The organism is Mycolicibacterium sp. P4_G11 (assembly GCF_056555145.1).
On record NZ_JBFUJW010000008.1, the window covers coordinates 231,371 to 255,654 of the forward strand.

21 protein-coding genes are annotated in these 24,284 nt (G+C 67.4%); 15 read left to right on the plus strand and 6 right to left on the minus strand.

The genetic code is table 11. From position 1 onward, the window contains the following. Nucleotides 1–35 precede the first annotated feature (35 nt). Nucleotides 36–374, plus strand: coding sequence for a hypothetical protein (locus AC1U2B_RS19610; protein ID WP_480218075.1), 339 nt, complete (start codon nucleotides 36–38; stop codon nucleotides 372–374). A gap of 1 nt (nucleotide 375) precedes the next feature. Here AC1U2B_RS19610 and AC1U2B_RS19615 read toward each other — a convergent pair whose 3' ends face one another. The 3 genes from AC1U2B_RS19615 to AC1U2B_RS19625 form a co-directional block, all read right to left on the minus strand. Beyond that, nucleotides 376–3,456: an ATP-binding protein gene (locus tag AC1U2B_RS19615; RefSeq protein ID WP_480218076.1), complete on the minus strand. Its 3,081-nt coding sequence runs from the start codon at nucleotides 3,454–3,456 to the stop codon at nucleotides 376–378. Nucleotides 3,457–3,560: 104 nt separating this feature from the next. Further along, nucleotides 3,561–4,157 carry a DUF3592 domain-containing protein gene (locus AC1U2B_RS19620; RefSeq protein ID WP_480218077.1) on the minus strand — a complete coding sequence of 199 codons (597 nt, stop codon included), beginning with the start codon at nucleotides 4,155–4,157 and terminating at the stop codon, nucleotides 3,561–3,563. A gap of 129 nt (nucleotides 4,158–4,286) precedes the next feature. After that, nucleotides 4,287–5,456: a S1C family serine protease gene (locus AC1U2B_RS19625; protein WP_480218117.1), complete on the minus strand. Its 1,170-nt coding sequence runs from the start codon at nucleotides 5,454–5,456 to the stop codon at nucleotides 4,287–4,289. Nucleotides 5,457–5,850: 394 nt separating this feature from the next. On the opposite strand from AC1U2B_RS19625, the gene AC1U2B_RS19630 reads away from it, so the two are divergent. The 6 genes from AC1U2B_RS19630 (at nucleotide 5,851) to AC1U2B_RS19655 (ending at nucleotide 11,708) form a co-directional block, all read left to right on the plus strand. Continuing rightward, complete coding sequence (locus tag AC1U2B_RS19630; RefSeq protein WP_480218078.1) at nucleotides 5,851–6,288, plus strand: hypothetical protein; 438 nt, start codon at nucleotides 5,851–5,853, stop codon at nucleotides 6,286–6,288. Nucleotides 6,289–6,434: 146 nt separating this feature from the next. Then, nucleotides 6,435–8,063 carry a metallophosphoesterase gene (locus AC1U2B_RS19635; RefSeq protein ID WP_480218118.1) on the plus strand — a complete coding sequence of 543 codons (1,629 nt, stop codon included), beginning with the start codon at nucleotides 6,435–6,437 and terminating at the stop codon, nucleotides 8,061–8,063. 53 nt (nucleotides 8,064–8,116) lie between these two features. Continuing rightward, nucleotides 8,117–9,808, plus strand: coding sequence for a serine/threonine-protein kinase (locus AC1U2B_RS19640; RefSeq protein WP_480218079.1), 1,692 nt, complete (start codon nucleotides 8,117–8,119; stop codon nucleotides 9,806–9,808). 55 nt (nucleotides 9,809–9,863) lie between these two features. After that, nucleotides 9,864–10,490 (plus strand): TetR/AcrR family transcriptional regulator, encoded by a 627-nt coding sequence (locus AC1U2B_RS19645; protein WP_480218080.1) that lies wholly within the window; start codon nucleotides 9,864–9,866, stop codon nucleotides 10,488–10,490. Further along, nucleotides 10,487–11,143: an enoyl-CoA hydratase-related protein gene (locus AC1U2B_RS19650; RefSeq protein WP_480218081.1), complete on the plus strand. Its 657-nt coding sequence runs from the start codon at nucleotides 10,487–10,489 to the stop codon at nucleotides 11,141–11,143. The genes AC1U2B_RS19645 and AC1U2B_RS19650 overlap by 4 nt, the downstream gene beginning before the upstream one ends. Before the next feature lie 58 nt (nucleotides 11,144–11,201). After that, a complete protein-coding gene (locus AC1U2B_RS19655; RefSeq protein WP_043391371.1) occupies nucleotides 11,202–11,708 on the plus strand; it encodes a pyridoxamine 5'-phosphate oxidase family protein in 507 nt (168 codons plus the stop codon). 49 nt (nucleotides 11,709–11,757) lie between these two features. Here AC1U2B_RS19655 and AC1U2B_RS19660 read toward each other — a convergent pair whose 3' ends face one another. After that, a complete protein-coding gene (locus tag AC1U2B_RS19660; RefSeq protein WP_043391370.1) occupies nucleotides 11,758–12,060 on the minus strand; it encodes a GNAT family N-acetyltransferase in 303 nt (100 codons plus the stop codon). A gap of 78 nt (nucleotides 12,061–12,138) precedes the next feature. Continuing rightward, nucleotides 12,139–12,435, minus strand: coding sequence for a WhiB family transcriptional regulator (locus AC1U2B_RS19665; RefSeq protein WP_043391368.1), 297 nt, complete (start codon nucleotides 12,433–12,435; stop codon nucleotides 12,139–12,141). 351 nt (nucleotides 12,436–12,786) lie between these two features. Here AC1U2B_RS19665 and AC1U2B_RS19670 point away from each other — a divergent pair, with 351 nt between their 5' ends. Continuing rightward, nucleotides 12,787–13,557 (plus strand): transcriptional regulator, encoded by a 771-nt coding sequence (locus AC1U2B_RS19670; protein WP_480218082.1) that lies wholly within the window; start codon nucleotides 12,787–12,789, stop codon nucleotides 13,555–13,557. Between the two features lie 9 nt (nucleotides 13,558–13,566). On the opposite strand, the gene AC1U2B_RS19675 is transcribed toward AC1U2B_RS19670, so the two are convergent. Continuing rightward, nucleotides 13,567–14,751 carry a MinD/ParA family ATP-binding protein gene (locus tag AC1U2B_RS19675; protein ID WP_083420629.1) on the minus strand — a complete coding sequence of 395 codons (1,185 nt, stop codon included), beginning with the start codon at nucleotides 14,749–14,751 and terminating at the stop codon, nucleotides 13,567–13,569. Between the two features lie 509 nt (nucleotides 14,752–15,260). On the opposite strand from AC1U2B_RS19675, the gene AC1U2B_RS19680 reads away from it, so the two are divergent. The 7 genes from AC1U2B_RS19680 (at nucleotide 15,261) to AC1U2B_RS19710 (ending at nucleotide 24,267) form a co-directional block, all read left to right on the plus strand. Then, nucleotides 15,261–16,121 (plus strand): ESX secretion-associated protein EspG, encoded by an 861-nt coding sequence (locus AC1U2B_RS19680; protein ID WP_480218083.1) that lies wholly within the window; start codon nucleotides 15,261–15,263, stop codon nucleotides 16,119–16,121. Between the two features lie 2 nt (nucleotides 16,122–16,123). Continuing rightward, nucleotides 16,124–16,636 (plus strand): hypothetical protein, encoded by a 513-nt coding sequence (locus tag AC1U2B_RS19685; RefSeq protein ID WP_480218084.1) that lies wholly within the window; start codon nucleotides 16,124–16,126, stop codon nucleotides 16,634–16,636. After that, nucleotides 16,629–18,350 (plus strand): type VII secretion AAA-ATPase EccA, encoded by a 1,722-nt coding sequence (gene eccA / locus AC1U2B_RS19690; RefSeq protein ID WP_480218085.1) that lies wholly within the window; start codon nucleotides 16,629–16,631, stop codon nucleotides 18,348–18,350. Before AC1U2B_RS19685 ends, eccA begins: the two co-directional genes overlap by 8 nt. A 3-nt stretch (nucleotides 18,351–18,353) precedes the next feature. Continuing rightward, entirely contained in the window at nucleotides 18,354–19,826 is a 1,473-nt protein-coding gene (eccB, locus tag AC1U2B_RS19695; protein WP_480218086.1) for a type VII secretion protein EccB, read from the plus strand. Continuing rightward, nucleotides 19,823–22,057, plus strand: coding sequence for a type VII secretion protein EccCa (gene eccCa / locus AC1U2B_RS19700; protein WP_480218087.1), 2,235 nt, complete (start codon nucleotides 19,823–19,825; stop codon nucleotides 22,055–22,057). The genes eccB and eccCa overlap by 4 nt, the downstream gene beginning before the upstream one ends. Continuing rightward, the gene (eccCb, locus tag AC1U2B_RS19705) at nucleotides 22,054–23,799 is read left to right on the plus strand and encodes a type VII secretion protein EccCb (RefSeq protein ID WP_480218088.1); all 1,746 of its coding nucleotides are present in this window, start codon (nucleotides 22,054–22,056) and stop codon (nucleotides 23,797–23,799) included. The genes eccCa and eccCb overlap by 4 nt, the downstream gene beginning before the upstream one ends. A gap of 171 nt (nucleotides 23,800–23,970) precedes the next feature. Further along, entirely contained in the window at nucleotides 23,971–24,267 is a 297-nt protein-coding gene (locus AC1U2B_RS19710) for a PE domain-containing protein (protein WP_480218089.1), read from the plus strand. Nucleotides 24,268–24,284 lie beyond the last annotated feature (17 nt).

A 24,284-nucleotide genomic window follows, 5' to 3' on the forward strand; every position in this document is an offset into this window, starting at 1 on the left:
CCTATCTCCTCAAGAGCCGAACCAACACTTGGTGGGTGAACGTCGAACTGGAGTTGACGGACACCCAGGTGCGGTGCCTGGCGTCCGAGTATTCGAAATGGGTCGATGACCAGTTGGACCTGACCGACTATCAGGCGAAGCTGGCCGCGGGCCAGGAGGTGGTGATCTTCGACTACCCGCGGGACGCGGTGACGGTCACCTGGCTGCGTCAGTTGTATCGGGGCGGCTGTGAGGTCAGTCGTGGGAACTCCCGCAAATGGGTTGTCTCCCTGGTGTATCCGTCTGGATTCGGCAGTGTGCTGGATCTGATGACGGACCGGGCGATCTGGCGTCAGTGGCGCGAGGAACTGCCCGACCGGACCGTGCAGGCCTGATTCAGACCGGCTCGACCGACTGGGCCGCCAGCCGCTGCGCGATGCCACGGGCGAAGGCTTGTTCGCCCGTGGCATCGGCCAGGCGGCCGGCCCGGTGCACCAGGGCGCGGGCACTGTCGGGCCGGCCCTGATACAGCTCGATGTCGGAGAGCAGGCACAGGAACATCGTGTTCATCACCGTGGTGCCGTCACATGTGTATTCCTCGAACGCTTGGAAGGCGACGGCGGCGTCCCCCTCGCCGGAGCCGAGCACCTGTGCCCAGACCCGGACGATGCGCGCGCACGCGGCCCATTGCGGGCTGCCCGCCGCGCTGAACTCGACGTCGACCTGGTCGGCCAGTTCGACGATGCCGTCGGTGACGCCGAGGACGGCCGCGCATTCGACGTAGGTGAGGCGGGCGGCCAGGATGTTGAACACGTCGCCGCGGCTCTGTGCGAGATGCAGTGCGCGGCGGTGGTATTCGCGCATGGCGTCCACATCACCGCGGACTGCCTCGGCGATGGCCATCCAGCAATAGACGCGGGGATGGAAGAAGTGCAGCGGATCGGTGACGGTCTCGGGCGGCGGGAAGGTGTCCATCATGTGCAGCCCGGTGCTGATCAGCATGTCGGTGTTGCCGCGCAGGGTGTACAGCAGGATGTGCACGAAGTCGTTGACCAGACCGATAACCGGATCACCGGATTTGTCGTACTGGTCCTGCAGACCGATCGCGATGATCTCGACCTCGTCGATGCGGCCGTGCGCGCACAGCAACATGGACTGCAGCGCGATGGCGCCATAGAAGTTGCGGCCCTTGACTTCCTGGCCGATCTCGAAGGCTCGCTGGACGGCCGCGGCGGCCGACTCACTGGCCTGTCCTTCGAGGATGTTCTTCGCGCCGGCCAGGTGTAGCCACAGGGTGGCTTGCCGGTCCAGGTGTTCGGGCTTGGCCGGCAGCCGGTCCCCGATCTGCAGCGCGTGCTCGGCGAGCCCGGCGATGTCGTGGTACGCCGACCGGTTCAGGGCCCGTTGGATGGACATCTCGAGGATGCCAAGGGCCACATCGGGATTCAGCTCGGCGCCGGCCCGCCAGGCATGGTCGGCGGTGGCGATGACGTGTTCGTACGCGGCCGTCGCGAGCGTAGCCGCCCGGGTGGTGGCGATCGCGGCGTGCACGCTGGTGCGGTCGGTGGTGGCGAGCTGAGCGATGAGCGCGTCGCGTACCAGCCCGTGGCTGAAGCGGTAGGCGCCGGGGCGTGCCGGCAGTTCGTCGAGCAGGCCGGTCTGATACGCCGGACGCAGCCGGTTCTGCACTGTCGATACCGAAAGGTCGACGATGTCCGCCAGGTCGGCGACGTTGAATTCGGGCCCGACGACGGCGGCCGCGCACAGCACCCGCCGGCACGGCCGGTCCAGCACGCCGAGCCGCCGGCCGACGACGCCGACCACCGCGTCCGAGAGGGCGGGATGGCTGCGCTGCGGGCCGCCGTCGGTATCCAGCGCCCGGGCGAGTTCCTTGATGTAGAACGGGTTTCCGCCGGCCTGTTCCCAGACCTGGGCCGAGACGGCCGGCGGGATGGTGCCGCCGGCCACCGCGTCGACGAGGTGTGCGGCGGCCGCGCGGTCGATGCCGTCCAGGTGCATCGTCACGGTGTCGTTCGACCGGACGATGCGTTCGAAAGACGACCGGTTCATCGGCCGGTCGGCGCCGAAGAATGTCCAGTTGCCGATGATCTGGATGGGGATGCGCGGGAACTCTTCGGCGAGCAGGACCAGTGTGTTGATCGAGGCGGGGTCCGCCCGTTGCAGGTCGTCGATGACGAGCACCAGCGGGGCAATCGCCGACAGCTCGCGCAGCGCCGACACGATTCTCTCGACCAAGGCGAATCCCGTTGGCGCGAAACGACTATCGGTGCTGAGGGCGTCGTCGCCGTGCCATTCGGGCACCAGGGCATTCACCACGCCAGGCGCTTCCCGCAGTACCGCCTTGCGGCCGGCGGGTCCGAGCTCGCCGCCCAGCTGGCGCAGCAGCTGGATCCAGGTCCAATGCAGGGGCAGCTTCACCCCGCTCGGGTGTCCGGCCCAGGCCACGGCGATGCCCGCCGCACGGGCGCGGGCGACGGCCGCCTGCGCCAACGTCGTCTTGCCGATGCCACTGTCGCCGGTGACTAGCGTCAGTCCGCCCGCTCCGCCCTCGGCGCGGCGCACGGCGGCGTTGACCGCACCGAGTTCGGTGTCCCGGCCGACGAATGGCGGCGGTGCCGCCGGGTCGGGGTCGAGTGCGTGCAGCGGCGGTGCGACCCGCAGTTCCGCGGCCCCGTCCCGGATTTTCTCGAAGAGGGTCTGTAGGCCTTCGCCGGGCCGGGTGCCTACCTCGCGGTCGAGCGTCGTGCAGGCCCGCTCGAACGCCTGGATCGCGTCGGCAGTGCGGTTGGACCGGTGCAGGGCCAGCATCAGATGGCCCCACAACCGTTCCTGCAGAGGATGTTCCGCCAGTGCCGCCTCGACCTCGGGAACCAGTTCCCCGCCGCCACCGAGTTGCAGTGCGGCGTCGAATCGCGCCTCGATGGCGGTGGTCCGCAGAGCCGCGAAGCGGATGGCCTCAGGCGCGGCGAACTCGTGATAGGCGAACTCTCCGAACGGATCTCCGTGCCAGAGTCCCAGTGCCTCGGTAAGCATCTCGACGGCGGCGCCGGCCGCGTGGCGGACCAGTGCCGTCCGGCCTTGCGCCACCAGGCTTTCGAAGCTGAGCAGGTCGATGGAGTCGCCGGCGAGCAGATTCAATTGGTAGCCGTGCGGATGCGAGGCGAGTCGTTGGCTCTGGCTGTCGGCCCGGCGGAGGTCCGGGGCCTGGTCAGGTCCGATATCTGCGCCCGGATCGAGGACCCGACGGAGGTTGGCCACATAGGAGCGGACCGAGGCCAGCGCCTTCGGCGGTGGCTCGTCGCCCCAGACGGCGTCGATCAGGCGGTCGATGCTGACCACGGTGCCGTGATGGGCCAGCAGCACGGCCAGTACGCACCGCTGCTTCGGTCCGCCGAGCGCCGCCGGCGTGCCGTCGACCCGGGCCGTTACTGCACCCGAGAGGTAGTACTGGACCATTTCCCCCGATTCACAGCAAATTTGGAATTGGGGAGACGATACATCCGCGCGTGACCTGCGGCAGCCCGGATGAACCTGGCAATCTGCTGGACCGCCCGGTCAAATCAGAGGATTTCTGGCCCCCGTTTACGCCCGGCCCGGCTCGCGATCCCGAATCCAGCGCCCACCAGGAGAAACGGGGCGCTGATGATGGCGAGCAGGGTCGGCAGGAACCACACCTGCCAGTAGGTGTTGATGGTGGCGTCGTGCGGGTCATCGGGGTGGTAGCGGACGTCGACGTGCTCGCCGACGGTGGCCGGTGGTGGATTGCTGCTGATCGAGCTGAGGAAGCGGATGTGGCTGCCTGTGGATGTGGTGAATTCGACGCGTGCCCGGTAGCGCGGGCTGCTGCCGCCGCCGCTGGGCACCAACTCGACGACCGTCCCGTCCGCGTGGCGGTCGGACGAATTCGATTGGGCCACAAACGCCGCGCAGACGCCGGCCGCGATGGCCAATGACAGTCCGACCGACAGGAATGCCTTCGCCAGGACCGGTGCCGGGGATTTCTTGGCCACGTCGGCGGTGGTGCCGAGTTCTGTTGCGATTGTCGTGGTGCCGGAGGACGCCTTCCGGGCGCGTTGTTTGCGCAGCAGCGCAACGAGAATGGCGATGTCCACGATCACGATGACGGCGATCAGCACCACGATGTATTCGACGCGCATGGCCCCTCCGGAAGTGTCGACACGGAGAGGGTAGGACGGCAGACGCCTGTGAGGGTTGTGTACGCGTATCTCGGGTTCCGCGTACACAACCCTCACAGGGATGCGGGGACAGGGACGGGCTAGGCCGGCCTAAGCATCCGTCTGCCCCAAGGTCACCTGCACGGAGCGTTCGGCTCCGGAGGGGTCGGCGTAGGTCACGGTGACGTTGTCACCGGGTGCCTTGGACCGGATCGCCGCGACGAGCGCCTCGGGACCGTCGATCGGCTGGTTGTCGACCTTGGTGATCACGGCGCCCTTGTCCAGGCCCGCCGCGGCGGCGGGGCCGTCGGCGACGACACCGGCCACTGCCGCGCCCTGGGCGCTGGTGTTGGCGGCCAGCTTCACACCCAGCGAGGCGTGCTGCACGGTGCCGGTCGAAATCAGTTGGTCGGCAATGCGTTTGGCCTGATCCACCGGAATGGCGAAGCCGAGGCCGATCGAACCGGGCTGGGCACCACCGGAATCCGGGCCGCCACCCAGCGAGGCGATCGCCGAGTTCACGCCGATGAGGTTGCCGTTCATGTCGACCAGCGCACCACCGGAGTTGCCGGGGTTGATCGCGGCATCGGTCTGGATGGCACTCATCACCGACTGCTGTCCGGTCTGCTCGTCACCGGTGCTCACCGGACGGTTCAGCGAGCTGATGATGCCGGTGGTCACGGTGCCCTGCAGGCCCAGCGGGGAGCCGACGGCCACCACGTTCTGCCCGACGCGCAGGTCCTTCGAGGAGCCGATGCTGATCGGGGTCAGGTCGGACACGCCCTGGGCCTTGACCACCGCGATGTCGTCGGCGGGATCGGCGCCCACCACGGTGAAGGGCACCGTGCGGCCGTCGGACAGGGTGACGGTGGCCTTGGTCTGTCCGCCGGCGGTCATGCCGCGGGGCAGCCGGCCATTCGGGCTCAGCCCGCTCGGCAGTGAATCCTGTTCCGCGGCAGCCTGGTTGGCCTCGGCAACCACGTGGTTGTTGGTCAGGATCAGCCCGTCCGCGGTGAGGACGATGCCCGAGCCCTCGCCGCCCTGCTGGCCGGTCTGAACCTGCAGTTTCACGACGCTGGGCAGCACCTTGGCGGACACCGCCTCGACGGAGCCGGCCGGGGCCGCCGGCGCCTGAGCGGAAGCGGTTGGCAGCGAGCGGTTCTGAATTCCGGTGGCGAGCGGAACCTGCGCGGTCGGCACCACGCTGCCGAAGTGATCGACCGCGGCCATGGTGCCGGCGGCACCGGCCGCGATGGCTACCGCGGCGACGCCGAAGGCCAGCAGTCCGGAGCGGGAACGCTTAGCTGGCGCCGGCGGGACGGGCGCGGCGGGGTACTGGTGCGGTGCCCCGTATGGAGTCCGCAGTGGCTGGGTGTGATCGTCGGAAGCGTAGGGGCGCCGGTAGCGGTCATTGCTCCACTGGACCAGTTTCTCCTGCTCAGTGGCGTACTGCCGCGACCAGAGATGCTGGTTGTCCGGCGTCGGGGGTTCTGACGGGTGTCTCATTGGCGTTGACTACTTTCTCGAAACGTCGGTAAGACATGCGCGTTCACGCTTGATGTGTCCACCGTGCCGTCGCCAACTGAGGCGTTGCTGAGAAAGAGTTCGGGACAGCCCAAGACTTTTCAGATCACAAAAAGTGTCATTCCTGGCCGGGGCTCGGTACCGTCTCCGCATGTTCCGACGCGGTGTCGTGGTGCTCCTGACCATGTGGTTGTCGATCCTGGTCGGCACCGCGCAGGCGTGGGCGGAACCGGGCGTCGACCCCGGCTCACCGGCCGGCGAGGCCATCGTGGCGCCGGCCGTCGCGGCGTTGGCGACCGAACTCGGCAAGCCCGCAACTCTTGCGGTTCAGGTCATCAATAGCTCTGAGCCGTGGGCATTCGTGTACGGCGGCATCCGCGGGGCCGACGGCCAGCCGTTCGACTTCCGCGGCACGCCCCTCGCCGAGGGCGCCGCCGAAGGGTTTGTGTCCCGGACGTACGCGGCCCTGTTGAACCACCGAGGCGACCGGTGGACGGTGACGGAGCAGGCCGTCGGCCCGACGGACGTCGCGTGGCAGGACTGGCCGCAGCGGTACGGCGCCCCGGCGTCGTTGATCGCGATTCCGTGAACCCCGGCTGAACTTCGGACCTTGATTCCGGTGTCGGACTCGCCAGACGCTCCGCGCTGAGCCACGATCGACGAGTGCGTCCGACCCGACTGACCGCCGCCGGTGAAATCCCGGACACGGGCCTCCCCGATGCCTTATCGGGGACCATGACCATCGCCGAGCAGTACGACTGGCACCAGCAGTACCTGCGCCGGCACCGGGTATCGCGGCGGAACTTCCTGCGTGGGTCGGCCGCAGCCGCCGCCGTGGCGGCCCTGGGCCTGGCTCCGTTCGGGCGTCGCGCCTACGCGCAGGACGCGCCGCTGAGCGTGGCCAACCGCCGGGTCGGCTTCGGCGGTGATGCCACCAACCAGCTGCGACTGTCCGCGCAGCTGTCGCGAAATCCCGGCAGTACCAAGGTGTTCGTCGACCACGGACCCACCGATCAACTGGGCGCGACCTTCGAAGCCGAAGTACGCAACCTCGTCACCCAGATTCCCACCAACGACCGCGGCGTGCTGGCGGCCGAGCAGTTCTACGCCCATGTTCCGGTTGACGGCTTGCCCGGCGGCACCGCGCACTTCTACCGGTGGCGCACCGAGGACGGCTTCGTCAGCGACGTGCGGTCCGCCAAGACGGCGATGCCCAGCGTGCGAACGACGTTGGCACCGTTCCGGTTCACCATGATGGGCGACCAGGGCACCGATGACGTGCCCCGTCAGCCTGCTGGGCTCAAGCCGGGCGACTACGACGATCGCTACTACAAGCCGGACAACGAGCCCGACGCTCCGCACACCGCCAACGTGTTCAACCAGATCGTCGCGTCCAAGCCCGAATTTCACCTGCTGGCTGGGGATATCGCTTACGCCGACCCGTCCGGCGGCGGTAAGCCGCTGTCGTTCGTCGCCTCGGGCAAGCCCGCGCACGGCTTCGACAAGTACAACCCGTTCGTCTGGGACGTCTACCTGGGCTCCATCGAGGCCAGCGCGGCGAGTACACCGTGGATGTTCGCGACCGGCAATCACGATATGGAGGCCTCGTATCCGAGCCACGGATACGGCGGCCACCTGGCGCGCATGGACTTTCCGGACAACGGCCCGGCGGCCTGCCCGTCGGTCTATTCGTTCACCTACGGCAACGTCGCGGTGCTGTCGCTGGACGCCAACGACGTCAGCTTCGAAATCCGTTCCAACACAGGCTATTCCGACGGCACACAGAATTCCTGGGTCGAGCGCACCTTGGCCGCCTACCGGGCCGACCCCAACATCGACTTCATCGTCTGCTTCTTCCACCACTGCGCCTACTCGACCACCGACTCCCACGCCAGCGACGGCGGCGTGCGGGCGGCCTGGTGCGAGCTGTTCGACCGCTACCAGGTCGATCTCGTGCTGCAGGGACACAACCACGTCTACGAACGCACCGACCCGATCCGCGCCGACCGCCCCACCAAGGTCGCCGGTGACAACTCCACCGTGGACGCGGAAACCGACGGCACCGTCTACTACACCGTGGGCTGCGCCGGCCGGCCGCGATACGGCTTCCAGCCGGGCGAGCCCGAGAGCTACCGCGGCCACGAGACTCCCGACACGTTCGTCCCCAACAGCTATGTCTGGACGTCCGACGGTGAGAAGAAGGCCGAGGCCGTCGGCTGGTCGCGGGTGCGCTTCCGCAACTACGCCTTCATCCGCGTCGACGTCAGGCCCGGGCAGCTGCTCAGCGAAATGGACGTGACCGCGGTCGACGAACACGGCCGGGAATTCGACAAGGTCACCTATCGCCGCAGGGTGCGCGCGTAACCGCGGATCACCCACCTCTGGCAGCGGACGCGGCTGCCTCTTATGGTTAGCCGGTGGATGGGACACCGTTCGGCCGCTACCGGCTGATTGAGCTGCTCGGCCGCGGCGGCATGGGTGAGGTCTGGAAGGCCTACGACACCACCATGAAGCGGGTCGTGGCGATGAAGGTGCTGCCCCCGACCTTCGCGGACGACGAGCAGTACCAGGTGCGTTTCCGGCGGGAGGCCCACGCGGCCGCCGGGCTGGACGAGCCGCACATCGTGCCGATCCACGATTTCGGTGAGATCGACGACCGGCTCTACGTGACGATGCGGCTGATCGACGGCAAGACCGTCCAGGAGCTGCTGGCCAACGGCCCACTGACGCCTGACCGGGCAGTCTCGATCGTCGAGCAGATCGCCGCCGCGCTCGGTGCGGCGCACGGTGTCGGCCTCGTGCACCGCGACGTCAAACCCGCCAACATCCTCGTCACCCCAGACGATTTCGCCTACCTCATCGACTTCGGTATCGCCCGCGCCGCCGGCGAGACCAAGCTGACCCACACCGGCGCCACCATCGGCACGGTCGCGTACATGGCGCCCGAGCGTTTCACCAGTGATCGTGCCGATGCCCGCTCCGACATCTACGCGCTGACCTGTGTGCTGCACGAATGTCTGACCGGCGCCCCGCCGTTTCCGGGCGACAGCATGGAGCGGCAGATCACCAGCCACCTCTACTCGGATCCGCCGCGGCCGTCGACCATGCGGCCCGGTATTTCGGCGTACATGGATCAGGTCATCGCCACCGGCATGGCCAAAGATCCCGAACTGCGTTATGCCACAACCAAAGACCTGGCTGCCGCCGCCCGTGCCGCGTTGGCCGGACCGGCGCAGCCCGCTCCGTTCGGTCAGCCCGCGCAGCAGACACCGCCGCCGGCGTGGGCCGCTCCGTCGGTCCCCTACCCCACGACCGGCCCCGAGTCCTACCCGGCGCATGCGCACACGCAATATGCGAGCCCGGCCCAGAGCCTGGGGCCCGGATCCGCGCAGTGGTCACCGGCCCAGCTGACGAATGCCCAACCGGCACAGTCGTGGTGGCGCAACTCGGCGGTCGTGATCGTCGCCGCGTTGGTCACGGTGGTCGTCCTCGGAGGTGCCGGCATCGCCTACGTGATGTGGCCCGACAGCGGTTCGAGTGATCAGCCGGTGGCCACCAATGATCCCAGCGCGCAACTGTTTCCGTCGATGCCCACGGGCCCCGGCGGCACCGTTGGGTACCCGACCGGCGGCATGTCCACTCCCGCCTCCACGGCGGCATCGACACCGCCGGGACCTAGCCAGCTGCAGACCGCCGACGGTCTGACAAACCTGATCGGGACCATCAAGGCGAAGTTCGGGGACGCCATGGGATTCAAGCTCGTGGTCTACCCCGACTACGCGATCATGGATCGCGTCTCTCCCACCAACAAGCACGTCGACCAGAGCTTCATGTACCGCGGCGGCAGCTGGAACAAATGGGGCTCGGACACCAGCACCAGTTCGTTCGACGTACTGGCGGATCTCGGTGCCATCAATGCGCAGGCGGTGGCCGCGACGATGGCCGGCGCGCCCCCGCAGCTGGGTGCGGAGCCGGGATCGCAGATGTACCTCATCATCGAGGGTGAAGAGGGCGGCGGCCTGGGCCTGGCGATTCACTCCACCGCGCCGGGCACCGGATACATGCAGGTCAACGCCGACGGAACCATCAAGCAGATCTACCCGCCGTAACGGGTCGCGCTCACGCTGCGTAGTAACAGAGCGATCGCTCTGTTATGGTGTGCCGGTGCCCCGGCCTCGTGTCTACGACCTCGATGCGGTGCTCGACGCTGCCGAGTCGCTGGCCGTCGAGGCCGGACCGGCCGGCGTCACCACCCGCGCCGTCGCGGCTGCGGCCGGGATCTCCAACGGCGCGATCTATCACAACTTCGGCTCGCGGACGGAGCTAGTCGCCCGGACGTGGCTGCGTGCGGCACGCCGATTCTTCGATGTCCAAACGGAATTGGTCGATGCGGCGCTGGCCGACAAGGCTGCCGACCCGGTGGACGCCGTCGTCGCGGCCGCGCAGGCCCCCGCGGTGTTCTACGAACGCTGGCGGCAGTCGGCTCAACTGGCGTGGCGGGTGCAGCGCGACCAGCTGCTCGGCCCCGACCTGCCGGCGTCGCTGGCGGCCGAACTCAAAGACCTCGACCGTCAGCTGATCGACCTGATGGTGCGGCTGTCGTCGCACCTGTGGGACCGGCGCGACGGCGCGGCGGTCGATGCCATCACGGTGTGCATCGTAGATCTGCCGACGGCAATCATCTTGTCCCGCAACAGAATCAGTAACAGCTGGGCGCGTGATCGGCTGTCCGCAGCCGTACGCGCGGTCCTTGCCGACGAACCCACCCCAACCAGGAGGAAACAACCATGACCATCACCGTCAGCTACCAGGACAAGATCGCCATCCTCAATATCGGCGATGACGAGAACCGGTTCTCGCTGGGCTTCCTCGACGACATCAACGGCGCCATCGACGATCTCGTCGCGGGTGGCGCCCAGGGTCTGGTCACCACCGGTGCCGGGAAGTTCTACTCCAACGGGCTGGATCTCGACTGGCTGATGGCGCACGGCGACCAGATGCAGTCGTACGTCGGGCGGGTGCATGCGCTGTTCGCGCGGGTGCTGACCCTGCCGATCCCGACGGCCGCCGCGGTCAACGGGCACGCCTTCGGCGCCGGCGCCATGCTGGCGATGGCCCACGACTACCGGACCATGCGCTCCGACCGCGGGTTCTTCTGTTTCCCCGAGGTCGACATCCGGATTCCGTTCACGCCCGGGATGGCCGCCCTGATCCAGGCCAAACTGACCCCGCAGGCGGCGATCGCCTCGATGACCACCGGCCGGCGCTTCGGTGGTGACGACGCCGCCAAGTACGGCATCGTGGAGGCCGCCGCGGCAGAGGACGCGGTGGTCCCTGCCGCGGTGGAGCTCGTGATTCCGGTGGCGGGCAAGGATTCTCAGACCATGGCCGCCATCAAGGCGACGATGTTCGGCCCGGCGATCGCGGCGCTGCGGGCCGAGTAGCAGCCGCCAGCTGGGTCCGATGGGCAGCTCGCTGCCGTCGCCTGATAGGCATAAGAGCGTGGGACAGAACGAGCGCAAGAAGATCGTCATGACCGACGACGAGATCGTCGAATTCATCGATCGCAGCCGGACCGCGACCATGGCCACCGTCCTGGCCGACGGCCGGCCGCACCTGGTGGCCATGTGGTACGCCGTGCTCGACGGCGAAATCTGGTTTGAGACCAAGGCCAAGTCGCAGAAGGCGCTCAACCTGCGCCGGGACTCGACCATCACCGTGATGATCGAGGACGGTGACACCTACGGCACCCTGCGCGGCGTCTCGATCGACGGCACCGCCGAGATCCTCGACGACGTCGACACCTGTCTGCGCGTGGGCATCAGCGTGTGGGAGCGCTACACCGGCCCCTACACCGACGAGATGCGCCCGTTCGTCGACCAGATGATGAACAACCGCGTCGCGGTCCGCGTCGTGCCGAGCCGGATGCGCAGCTGGGATCACCGCAAGCTCGGCATGCCCGACATGCCGGTCAGCGGTTCGACCGCGCAGTACCTGGGCCAGCAGTGATCTCGGCGCGCCCCGTATCACTCTCCGATACGGAGCGCGCCCAAACCACTCAGGCCGGGTCGACCAGCGGCGCGTACTCGGGATGCTTGGCGATGTATCCGCTGACCATCGAGCATTCCGGGACGATGCGTAACCCTGCGGCTCGCGTGGCGTCCAATGCCTCGGCGACGAGGATCGTCGCCAGCCCGCGGCCACCGTATTCGGGCTGAACTTCGGTGTGCGGGAAGATGCGTCGGCCGCCCTGGTCGAGGTAATCGATCAGCCCGACAGTCCTGCCATCGACGGCGATGGTGAATCGTCCGGCTTCGGCGGTGACGGTGGTGGGTGCTCCGGTGTTGTCGGTAACGCTCATCCCGTCACGTTAACCCTCGTGCGTAGAACCGATGCCCGCGCTGCCGCCCCCTCAAACGGCAGCGTGGGCAGCGGGGTACTACGCGACTTCGAGGAAGATTCGGCGCTGACGGCGGACCGGGTAGCCATTGGCTTCGGCCAGGGACCGCAGCTGCTTCAGCGCGAACGTCCGGCCGCGACCCTCGTCGGCGGGAATGACGATGCCGGCCCAGAGGCCTTCGGCGCGGGGCAGTTCGACGGCGTCACGCGCGCACGCCCAGCGGCGGGGGCACTGCCGGCAGAGGCTCTTGGCTTCCTCGCTGGCGATCGTCGTCCACTGCTCCGGGCTCCGGGTGCACTCACCGAGCGGCAGGCCGTCCATGGCAATTGCGGTCATCGGGGTACTCCTTAGCTGTTGCGCTGCGACTGTTCCGTCGCGGTTGAGAAGAATCTATAGCACCAGACTGCAGTAACGCAACAGTTAAACCGTAGCGCTAGGTATATTCGCAGGTCAGTGCGCTATTGACGCTTAGAAATCATCCGAATGGTCCGGAATAACATTGATGAAAGTCGTGGTTTGGGGAGGGTGTACGGTCTAACTGAAGCGCTCGCGGGCCTACCGATACGGTTCAGTGACCGTCAACGCAATAGTTATGCGAGACGGAACGGGCTAAGCTGTACCGGACCGCTGACAGCGCTCCGGATTTCTTGTTGAGCGCGGGCCGCAATGAGATGGAGGTGACCTCGGGTGCCGAACATCGATCCCGATGACGTCACCGAGTACATCGCCCTGCCCGCCGTCGATCCCGGGATGGAGCGCGCCGGTGCGGCCGCCGCCGCTCGGCGCCGCGAGCTCGACATCAGCCAGCGCAGTCTGGCGGCCGACGGCATCATCAACGCCGGAGCACTGATCTCCTTCGAAAAAGGCCGCAGCTGGCCGCGCGAGAGAACGCGCCTGCGCCTCGAAGAGGTGTTGCACTGGCCGCCGGGAACCATCGCACGGATCCGCAGTGGCGAGCCGGTCCCGGCGCAGGCGCAGTTCGCGGCGGCGCCACAAGCCGCGCCCGCCCCGCCGCTGACCAACGCGGGTGAGGTTCCGCTGATCGCCCAGGCGGTCGTCGCCGCGGTGAATACTTTGGGTGCCACAGCCGACGCGCTGCCGGCCATCGAGGATTCCGAATTCACGCCGTGGGTGACGCAGATTCTGTCCGACCTGCGGCAGCTCGAAGCCGTCGCCGCGAGCGCCGCCCGGCTCGGCCCGGTATCGCCGCCGCTGATCAAAGCGCTGGGGCTGGTGCGCGCCCGGATCGACGAACTGACACTGCTCGGCGCCAAAGCGCCGACCGCGACTCTTGGTCAGCGGCTGTACGCCGCACGGCGCGGTGCCAACCTGACCATCCAGGAGACGGCCCTGGCCGCCGGCGTGCCCGAGGCCGTCGTGGTCGGTGCCGAAGCCGAAGCGAGCGTGTCGGAGCAGGACAAGCAGTTGGTCGAAAAGCTGCTCCTGCAGCTGGTCTAGCTGCAGCTATCAGGAACGCTCGCGGTGTCGGTCGTCACTGGTCGGGAAGTTCGCCGCGAGTGCGGCCGCGATCTCGATGAACTTACGCCGCGTCGCCGGCGCCAGCTGTCGGGTGCCGGCGATGACGCCACCCGGCCGCAGGTGCCCGTCGAACGGCACCTCGACGACGGCCTGACCCTGCCCGGCGAACTGCTGGGCCAACACCGAGCGCGTGCGCTTGTCGGCATGGCCGTCGGAATCGTTGAGCACCACCACTGTTCGCTGCAACAGACCGTTGAGGCCGTGTGCCGCCAGCCAATCCAGCGTCTGCCCGGCCGCGCCGGCTCCGTCGACCCAGGGTGATGACACGACGATGAGCGCGTCCAGATCCCGGAGCACCTCCTGGGTGACGGGGCTGTCCATCGTCGAGCTGCAGTCGATGATCGAAATGGTGAAGTGACGATCCAGCCGGGAGGCCGCCTCCCGGTAAACCGCGGGGTCCAGCACCCGCCGGCGGGCCGGGCTCGCCTCACCGGCCAGCACGAACAGTCCCGCGGCATTGCTGCCCACGCGGTTACGGATATCGGCGAAACTCTCGAGATGCTGGTCGGACGCCAACTCCCAGTACGAACTCAGGGCCTTGGGATCGACGCGGCTGCCGAGTTTGCCGAACGCGGTGTCGGCGTCGACGGCCACGACCCGATCCTCCTGCCGGAGCTCGGCGAACAGCGACCCGATCGAGGCGGACATCGTCGTCTTGCCGACGCCGCCCTTGCCCATGACGCCGACTTTGTAGTGGCCCGACAACGCTGACCGAATCCGGTTGATCTGCTGGGCCTCGTGGATCTCATCGGGTGACGGCCCGAGGTTGACCAGCCCGAACGTCGCCTTGAACAGCGTCTTGCGCCAGCCACGACCGGGCTCGGGCTTGCGGGCCCGGAGCAGGTCGTCCCGGCGGATGGCGTCGGCGTACGACCCCGGTGCCGTGAACTGACCCTGCGGGCCGTACGGCCACGGCTGCTGTGGCGGGCGACCTGGCTGGATGGGGCCGGGCTGCGGCGGGTAACCGGTCCTGCGCTGCAGCGGTTCGGTGTGCTGCATGCCGGTGTTGCCGCCCGCCGGATTCACGCGTGGCCAGGCCGGCGGCGTGTTCACCGGATGTCCGGCAAAAGCGCTTTCCGGGGGGTTGTGCTGCGGTTCGAAGTGGTCAGTCACCGAATACGCGCTTTCTCTCCTCGGTTCGCTCGACGCAGGTGCCAAGACGCAGATGCCCTCCCAGTATCGACCACGTCAGTGGCGATAGCGGGATGGCCGGGCCCAATACCGTGGTCGGCCGTCCGGCCGACGGTTCGACGGAGGTTCGCGGAGTGCCGTCGAATTGCTTGTCCACCAAGACCTTTCGGCGTGCGACGGTGGCGGCCGACCAGGCCGTGGCGGTGTCGAATTGGTGCGGACCTGTGGTCAGACCCGCTGGTAGGCTCGATGCGGGTTGTGGGGAAGCGCTGTGGGGGTGGTGTGGGGCCGCCTGTGCAGGTCAGATGCCGTGACTCGCGTAGGAGTTTGGCCATCGGCCTGCCGCCTGTGAGGTGGCGTACCAAGATGGTCACGGAGGACAGCGATGCCCGGCGCTTGGCGCCGGGAACAGGGGGTGGAGCCGAGATGCAGCGGGTGGACACATGTACCGGGCGTGATGCCAGGTCGTTGACGCTGTCGGGGCAGTGGACGTGACCGGCCCGTACACCGCGGCCAGCAGCGCCTCGGGCGGCATCGACGACGTCGTCGCCGTCGAGGTCACCATCGACGGCATGCTCGTCATCGCCGACAAGCTCGGTCTCATGGATTTCCCGACGAGCCTCGGTATCCGCCCGAACATTCCCCAGCTGGACCTGCGGGACATCGTCTGGGAACAGGTGCGGCGGGATCTGACGGCGCAGGGCGTCCTCGACATCTACGGGAACCCGCATCCGGAAGTGGCCGCGATGGTCGACACCCTCAGCCGCGCCGACCGCACCATCGAGGGTCGTTGGTGGCGCCGCGACGTCGGCGGGAAGATGGTGCGGTTCGTGGTCTGTCGCAAGGGCGAACGGCATGTGGTCGCGGCCCGTGACGGCGACCTGCTGGTTGTGCAGCGGGTTGCCCCGCAGGTGGGCCTGGCCGGCATGGTCAATGCCGTGCTCGGCTCGGCCAACCCGGCCAACGTTGAGCCACTGACCGCATCGACCAGCCGGCTCACCGACGCCCGCACGCCCGATCAGCTCACGCAGTTCGGCATCAGCCTGAGCTCGGCGCGGACCTATTCCGAACTCATCGGCAACCCCGACTCGTGGGTTGAACTCACCGCCAATGAGCGGCATGCTGGCGGCACCTACAGCCAGGCCGATGTCGCCGCCGGTGTCCTCGACTCCCGGCTGGGCCGCATCGTGTCCCTGCCGCGGAAGGTCAGCGGCGAGCTGTATGGCAGCTTCCTCGCCGGCACCGACGAGAACCTGGAACGCGCACTCCAGGGGCTGTTGGAGTTCCTGCCGTCGCGTTCCTGGTTCGACACACCCGCCGCCGGCGCCGCCGGCGACGACTACCAGGACTGACGTTGGCCGCCCACCATGATGACGGGTTCGATGACGAACCGTCGGGCGATGATCCGGACGACGGTTCGGACGACGATCTCGGCGGTGCACTCGACTACCTGTACGCCGACGACGACGAGGTCAGCCCGGGCGCGCTGGCTGCCGAGGACGGTGAGTCGTCCGTCGACGACCAGCCGGTCCCGTTCGGGTACACCGTCGCGAACCCACCGCAGACGGTGACCGTCACGGCCCTCATGGACGGCCGGATCCACCGGGTCCGGCTCTCCCCCGGCGCCACCGACATGACGGAAGTCGAACTGGCGCAGGAAGTTCTCTTGATCGCCGACCTGGCCCGCCAGGACGGGCGGTCGGCGCAGTACGACGTCATGTACTCGGGGCTTCGGGAACTGGGCCACGACCGCGCCGAGGCCAAGGATTTCCTGTCCCGCAGTCTCGATCTGCCGTCGCCCGAAGAGGCCGCCGCGACCCGCGCCCACATCTTTGCCACCAGATATTCAGGGGAAACACATGAGTGACCAACTCGCCGCCATGTTCAACAACGCCGTCGGCATGCTGGACACCGCGCCGGCGCGCTCGATGCAACTGTTCACCGAGATCACCTCGGTCGACGAGACCGCGTGCGACGCCTGGATCGGACGGATCCGGTGCGGCGATGCAGACCGGACCACGCTGTTCCGCGCCTGGTACTCGCGCGGCAACCTCGGCATGCTCGCCGGGCAGGCCGAGGTGTCGCTGGCGCAGGTCAACGCGCGGGTGCGGATCGGCGGCGAGCTCGGTGACATCACCTATCCCGTGAATTCGCCGCTGGCCCTGACACTGGCGTTCGCGGTCAACGAGGCCGCCGAGGGCAACTACGCCGACGCGCTCGAGGCTGTCGAAGGTGCCGCGGTAGGCGGTTCCGAGCATCTGGTGGCGTGGGTCAAGGCCGTCATCTACACCGGTGGCCAGCGCTGGACCGACGTCATGGAGGTGCTCCGGGGGTCCGAGAGCTGGCCGGACGCCTTCCTGGCCGGCGCGGCCGGGGTGGCTCGCGGCGTCGCGGCGGCCAACCTCGGACTGTTCACCGAGGCCAAGGACAAGCTGACCGAAGCCAACGAGTCGCCGGCAGGGACGGCGTGCGGCCGGCCGATCGCCTGGTACCTGGCCATGACGTTCCGGGATCAGGGCAACGAGGAGGGCGCCCGGCGTCTGCTGGAGTGGCTGCAGGCCAACTTCCCGGAGCCGAAAGTCACTGAGGCGCTTCGTGATCCGAACTTCCGGCTGCAGACCACCACGACGGAGAAGATCGCTGCCCGCTCCGACAAGTGGGATCCGAACAGCGTGGTGGCCGACCACTCGGCGCGAGACAAGATGCTCGCCGATGCGCAGGCCGAGCTGGACCGGCAGATCGGGCTGGCCAAGGTCAAGGAGCAGATCGAGACCTACCGCGCCGCAACGCAAATGGCGAAAATCCGCGCGGCTCGCGGCATGAAGGTCGCACAGCAGTCCAAGCACATGATCTTCACCGGGCCGCCGGGAACCGGTAAGACCACCATCGCCCGGGTGGTCGCGAACATCCTGGCCGGCCTCGGCGTCATCACCGAACCCAAGCTGGTCGAGACGTCCCGCAAGGACTTCGTCGGTGAGTACCTGGGGCACACGGCGGTGAAGACGTCGAAGGTCATCGACCGGGCCCTGGGCGGTGTGCTGTTCATCGACGAGGCCTACACCCTGATCCAGGACGGGCTGCAGGGCGGCGACGCTTTCGGCTCCGAGGCCATCGACACGCTGCTGGCCCGCATGGAAAACGATCGGGACCGCCTGGTCGTCATCATCGCGGGATACAGCTCGGACATCGACCGGCTGCTGGAGGCCAACGATGGTCTGCGGTCCCGGTTCGCCACCCGCATCGAGTTCGAGTCCTACTCTCCTGACGAGATCGTCGAGATCGCGAAAGTCATTGCCAAGAGCAATGATTCGTCGATCAACGACGAGGCGGCCAAGCACGTGCTTGAGGCCGCGACCACGCTGGGCCAGCACGAGCTCAACGGCAAGCCGGCCATCGACATCGCCGGTAACGGCCGCTACGCGCGCCAGCTGGTGGAGGCCGGTGAGCAGGCCCGCGACATGCGCCTCGCCAGGTCTATGGACATCGAGAGCCTGGGAGTCGACGCGCTCAGCGAGATCACCGGCGACGACATGGCGTCCGCGATCAGCGGCGTGCACCGGCGCCTGAACATCGGCGAATAGTCGATGGCAGATTTCCGGCTCACCACCAAGGTTCAGGTCAGCGGCTGGCGCTTCCTGCTCCGTCGCGTCGAGCACGCCATCGTGCGGCGCGACACCAGGATGTTCGACGACCCGCTGCAGTTCTACAGCAGGTCGGTGTCGGCTGGCATCGTCGTCGCGGTCATCGTCTGCCTCGGCGCCGCGATGATGGCCTACTTCAAACCGCAGGGCAAGCGAGGCGACGACGCGCTGCTGGTCGACCGCAGCACCAACCAGCTGTACGTCGTCATGCCCGGGACGCAGCAGATCCGTCCGGTGTACAACCTGACCTCGGCTCGGCTGGTCCTCGGTCACACCGGTGAGCCGCAGGTGGTCAAGCCCGCAGAGCTGGCCAAGATGCCGAAGGGCCAGCCGATCGGCATCCCCGGCGCGCCCTACGCGACGCCGGTGAACGGCACGTCGGGCACCTGGTCGGTGTGCGACACCGTCACCAAGCCTGAGAGCGTCACCCCGACCGTCGAGACCTCGGTGCTTGTCGAACCGGTGGTCCTGAGCGGCGGGGTCGGGCCGATCCGCCCGGATCAGGGAGTGCTGGTCAAGTACCAGGACAAGACGTGGCTGATCACCAAGGACGGTCGGCATTCGATCGACCTCGCGGATCGCGCGCTGACCTCTGCCGTGGGGATTCCGGTCGGCTCGAAGTCGGCGCCCATCTCGTCGGGCCTGTTCAACGCGCTGCCGAACGTCGGCCCCTGGGCGCTGGCCCCGATCCCGGCCGCGGGCGCGCCCAACGCCGTCGGCCTGCCGCCGAATCTGGTGAACGGCACGGTGTTCCAGACCATTACCGACAACAGCAAGCAGCAGTACGTGGTGCTGCCGGACGGCGTCGCGAAGGTCAACGACACGACGGCGGCCGCGTTGCGGGCCACGAACTCGTATGGGCTGATCTCGCCGCCGTCGGTGGAATCCAGCGTGGTCGCCAAGATTCCCGAGCAGACGTACACCTCACCGCTGCCGGCGAAGCCCATGACCATGCTGCTGCCACAGGACGATCCGACGGTGTGCTGGACGTGGCAGCGCGAAGCCGGTGACCAGGGTGCCAAGACCACGGTGATCGTCGGGCGGCACCTGCCGATCCCCGTCAGCTCGATGGGTAACGGCATCAAGCAGATCAGCGGCGACGCCACCGTCTACATCGATGGTGGCCAGTACATCCGGCTGCAGTCCCCCGACCCGCGCTACGGCGAAGCCCAGTACTACGTCGACGCCCAGGGCATCCGGTACGGGATAGCCAACGAGGACACCGCCAAGGCCCTCGGTCTCAGCGGCGCCACCACGGCGCCGTGGCAGGTGGTCGGTCTGCTGATGGAAGGCCCTGTCCTGTCGAAGGAGGCGGCGTTGCTCGAACATGACACCCTGCCGTCGGATCCGAAACCGCGCAGGGCGGGTGGCGGCAGTAACGACGCCGCGGCGCCGCATCCGGGAGGTGCGTCATGACGACCAAGAAGTTCACCCCGTCGATGAAGCGGGGTCCACGCCTTACCCCGGGCGAGATCAACGTGACCCCGCCCGACGACCTGGGCATCGAGATCCCCGCGTCCGGCATGCAGAAGGCAATGCCGTACGTCATGGGTGGCGGCATGCTCGGAATGATCGCGATCATGATCTTCACCGGCGTCCGCCAGCTGTCGCCGTACATGCTGATGATGCCGTTGATGATGATCATGGGCACCGTCGGTTACATGGCCAGCGGCGGTGGCGGCGGCAAGAAGGTGCCGGAGATCAACGAGGACCGCAAGGAGTATCTGCGGTACCTCGCTGGTCTGCGGACCCGCGTGACGTCGTCGGCGGACGCCCAGGTGACGTTCTTCAGCTACCACGCGCCGCACCCCGAGGATCTGTTGTCGATCGTCGGTACGCAGCGGCAGTGGTCGCGCAGCGTCAGCGGCAACAACGCCGACTTCTTCATGGGTGCCCGCATCGGCATCGGCGCGCAGGCGGCGGTCGACCGGCTGCTCAAGCCGAACATCGGGTCGGACCTCGCGGGTCCGATGGCCGCGCCACAGGCTCACCTGGAACCGGTCAGCCACATGTGGGTGACCAAGTTTCTGCGTACCCACGGCCTGGTGCACGACTGCCCGAAGCTGGTGATCCTCAAGAGCTACCCGACCATCGCCATCGGTGGTGATCCGGAAGGGTCGCGGGGGCTGCTCGCCGCCATGATCTGCCACCTGGCGGTCTTCCATCCGCCGGACCTGCTGCAGATCCGGGTTCTGATGGACGACCTCGACGATCCCGACTGGGCCTGGCTCAAGTGGTTGCCGCATGTGCAGAGCCAGACCGAGACCGACGACGCCGGACCCAAGCGCCTGGTGTTCACCAAGGCGGACGGGCTGGCCGACCTGACGGCGCGCGGTCCACACAGCGCCGACGCACCCCCCTCGGGACCCTATGTGCTGGTGGTCGACCTGACCGGCGGCAAGGCCGGGTTCCCGGTCGACGGGCGAGCGGGCGTCACCGTCATCACCAAGGGCAACCACAAGTCCGGGTACCGCATCAAGGTCAATCCCGATGGCTCCTGCGAGGATCGGGCGGCGAACCAGCCGTGGCGCGAGGTGACCACCGTGACCGACTCGGTGACCCCGACGTCGGCCGGCCGACTGGCGCGCAAGCTGGCGGGGTGGTCCATCACCGGCACGATCATCGACAAGGGCAACCGCGTCCAGAAGAAGGTGTCGAGCGAATGGCACCACCTGGTGGGCGCTCGCTCGGTCGAGGAGGTCACGCCGCGGCGGTGGCGGATGTACTCGGACCTGGATCAGGATCGGTTGCGCATTCCGTTCGGCCACCAGCTCAAGAACGGCGACATCATGCACCTCGACATCAAGGAAGGTGCCGAATTCGGTGCTGGCCCGCACGGGATGCTGATCGGTACGACGGGTTCGGGTAAATCGGAATTCCTTCGTACCCTGATTCTTTCGCTGGTGGCGACGCATCACCCGGACCAGATCAACCTGCTGCTGACCGACTTCAAGGGCGGCTCGACGTTCCTGGGCATGGAGAACCTGCCGCACACCGCGGCCGTCGTCACCAACATGGAAGAGGAAGCCGAACTCGTCAGCCGTATGGGCGAGGTGCTGACCGGTGAACTGGACCGGCGGCAGGGCATCCTGCGGCAGGCGGGTATGCAGGTCGGGGCGGCCGGTGCGTTGTCGGGTGTAGCCGAGTACGAGAAGTACCGCGAACGCGGGGCTGATCTGCCCCCTCTGCCAACACTTTTCGTGGTCGTCGACGAGTTCGCGGAGTTGCTGCAGAACCACCCGGACTTCATCGCGCTGTTCGACCGCATCTGTCGCGTGGGCCGGTCGCTGCGCGTGCACCTGTTGCTGGCGACGCAGTCGCTGAACACCGGTGGTGCCCGCATCGACAAGCTGGAGCCGAACCTGACGTACCGAATCGCATTGCGTACCACCAGTTCCGCCGAATCCAAGGCGGTGATCGGCACGCCCGAGGCGCAGTACATCACCAACAAGGAGAGCGGCGTCGGCTTCCTCCGGGTGGGTATGGAAGATCCGATCAAGTTCAAGAGCATCTACACCGGTGGCACCTACGTGCCGACGGTCGCGGAGATCGACGACGACGACGCACCAAGAGTGGTGGCGCAGAACACCTTCCGCATCCGTCGGTTCACCGCGGCGCCGATGTCTGACTCGGGGGTTGGGCGATGACGAACACCGAACAGCGCGCCCTGCGCGAGGTGGTGCTGAACCAGCTCACCACCGGCGAGAGTCGCGCGTACAAGATGTGGCTGCCGCCGCTGCTGGATCCGGTGCCGGTCAATGAACTGGTGGAGCGCGATCAGCGGGCCCCATTGCGGTTCGGCCTCGGCATCATGGACGAGCCGCGCCGCCACAAGCAGGAAGTGTGGGGCATCGACACCTCCGCTGCCGGTGGCAACATCGCGGTCGGCGGCGCGCCGCAGACCGGGAAGTCGACATTCCTGCAGACGTTGGTGCTGTCGGCGGCCGCGACCCACTCTCCCCGGCAGGTGCAGTTCTACTGCGTCGACCTCGGCGGCGGTGGCCTCATGTACCTCGAGGACCTGCCGCACGTCGGCGGCGTCGCGACCCGTTCCGAACCCGACCGGGTGATGCGCGTTGTCGCGGAAATGAAAGCCGTTCTGCGGCAACGTGAATTGACGTTCAAAGAGCACCGCATCGGCTCGATCGCCAGTTACCGGCAGTTGCGTGACGATCCGAATCATCCGGCGTCGCAGGATCCGTTCGGTGACGTCTACCTGATCATCGACGGCTGGCCGGCATTCATCGGCGAGTTCCCGGACCTGGAACCGGTGGTTCAGGACCTTGCCGGTCAGGGCCTCGCGTTCGGTGTGCATGTCATCATCTCGACGCCGCGCTGGACGGAACTGAAATCCCGCGTCCGTGACTACCTGGGCACCAAGGTCGAGTTCCGGCTCGGTGACGTCAACGAGACGCAGGTCGACCGCATCACCCGTGACATTCCGACGAACCGTCCCGGGCGGGCGGTGTCGATGGAGAAGCACCACCTGATGATCGGCGTGCCCAGGATGGACGGAGTGCACAGCGCGGGCGACCTTGTGCCGGCCATCACCGCGGCCGTAGACCACATCTCGTCGCTGCACACCGATATGGCACCGCGGGTTCGTGTGCTGCCCGAGCGGATCTACCTGCACGAACTCGACCCGAACCCGCCCGGACCGGAGAACGACTACCGGACCCGCTGGACGGTGCCGGTGGGCGTCCGCGAATCCGACCTGTCGGTGGCATACAACCACATGCACAGCACGCCGCATCAGCTCATCTTCGGTGCGCCGAAGTCGGGCAAGACCACCATTGCGCATGCGGTGGCGGAGGCGATCTGCAAGCGCAACAGCCCCGATCAGGTGCGGTTCATGCTGGCGGACTTCCGATCGGGCCTGCTCGACGCGGTGCCCGAGACGCACCTGCTGGCAGCGGGTGCCATCAACCGCAACATCGCGGCACTGGAGGAGTCCATCAAGGCGCTGGCGGTGAACCTGAAGAAGCGGCTGCCGCCGCCCGACCTGACGACGTCGCAGCTCCGCTCGCGGTCCTGGTGGAGCGGTCCGGACGTGGTGCTGTTGGTCGACGACTGGCACATGATTGTCGCTGCCAGTGGCATGGGGTCACCGATGGCGCCGCTCGCCCCGCTATTGCCGGCTGCTGCGGATATTGGTCTGCACATCATCGTGACGTGTCAGATGAGTCAGGCGCATCGGTCCACGATGGACAAGTTCGTCGGTACCGCTTACGGCGCCGGAACGCCGACGATGTTCCTGTCGGGTGAGAAATCGGAGTTCCCGTCGAGCGAGTTCAAACTCCGCCGTAGGCCCCCTGGCCAGGCACTTCTGGTCTCGCCGGACGGCAAGGAGGTCATGCAGGCGGCCTATGTCGATCCGCCTGCGGAATAAGTGTAGGTGACCCCCCAAAACCGTCGGTAGTATCTGTTTCAGACGTTCAGCAACGCTAAACGCCCGCTGATCGGCAAAGGGGGAACGGGGGTTCCGTGGGGATCTTCAATTCGTTTCTGTGCCGTTCGCACAATTCCATACCGCGATCTTGAATTGGTAAGGAGAAAAGAAATGCAGCCTTTGGAGCACAACCCCGGCGCGATCGGCGTCGGTACCCAGGTCGTCGCCAACGGAGCCCGTGGAGTTGCCACCGGCACCGCCACCATGTCTGAGGCCAGCGCTCTGGTTCCGGCCGGTGCGGACGAGGTCTCGATGCAGGCCGCCATGGCTTTCGCCGTCGAGGGCGTCGAGGTCATGGGCATCAACGCCTTCGCCCAGGAAGAGCTGGCGCGCGCCGGCGCGGCGTACGTCGAGGCGGCGGCTATCTACGACGCCGCCGACGTGGCCAGCGCCGCGACGCTGATCTAGCCGCCGTACCCGTCGAG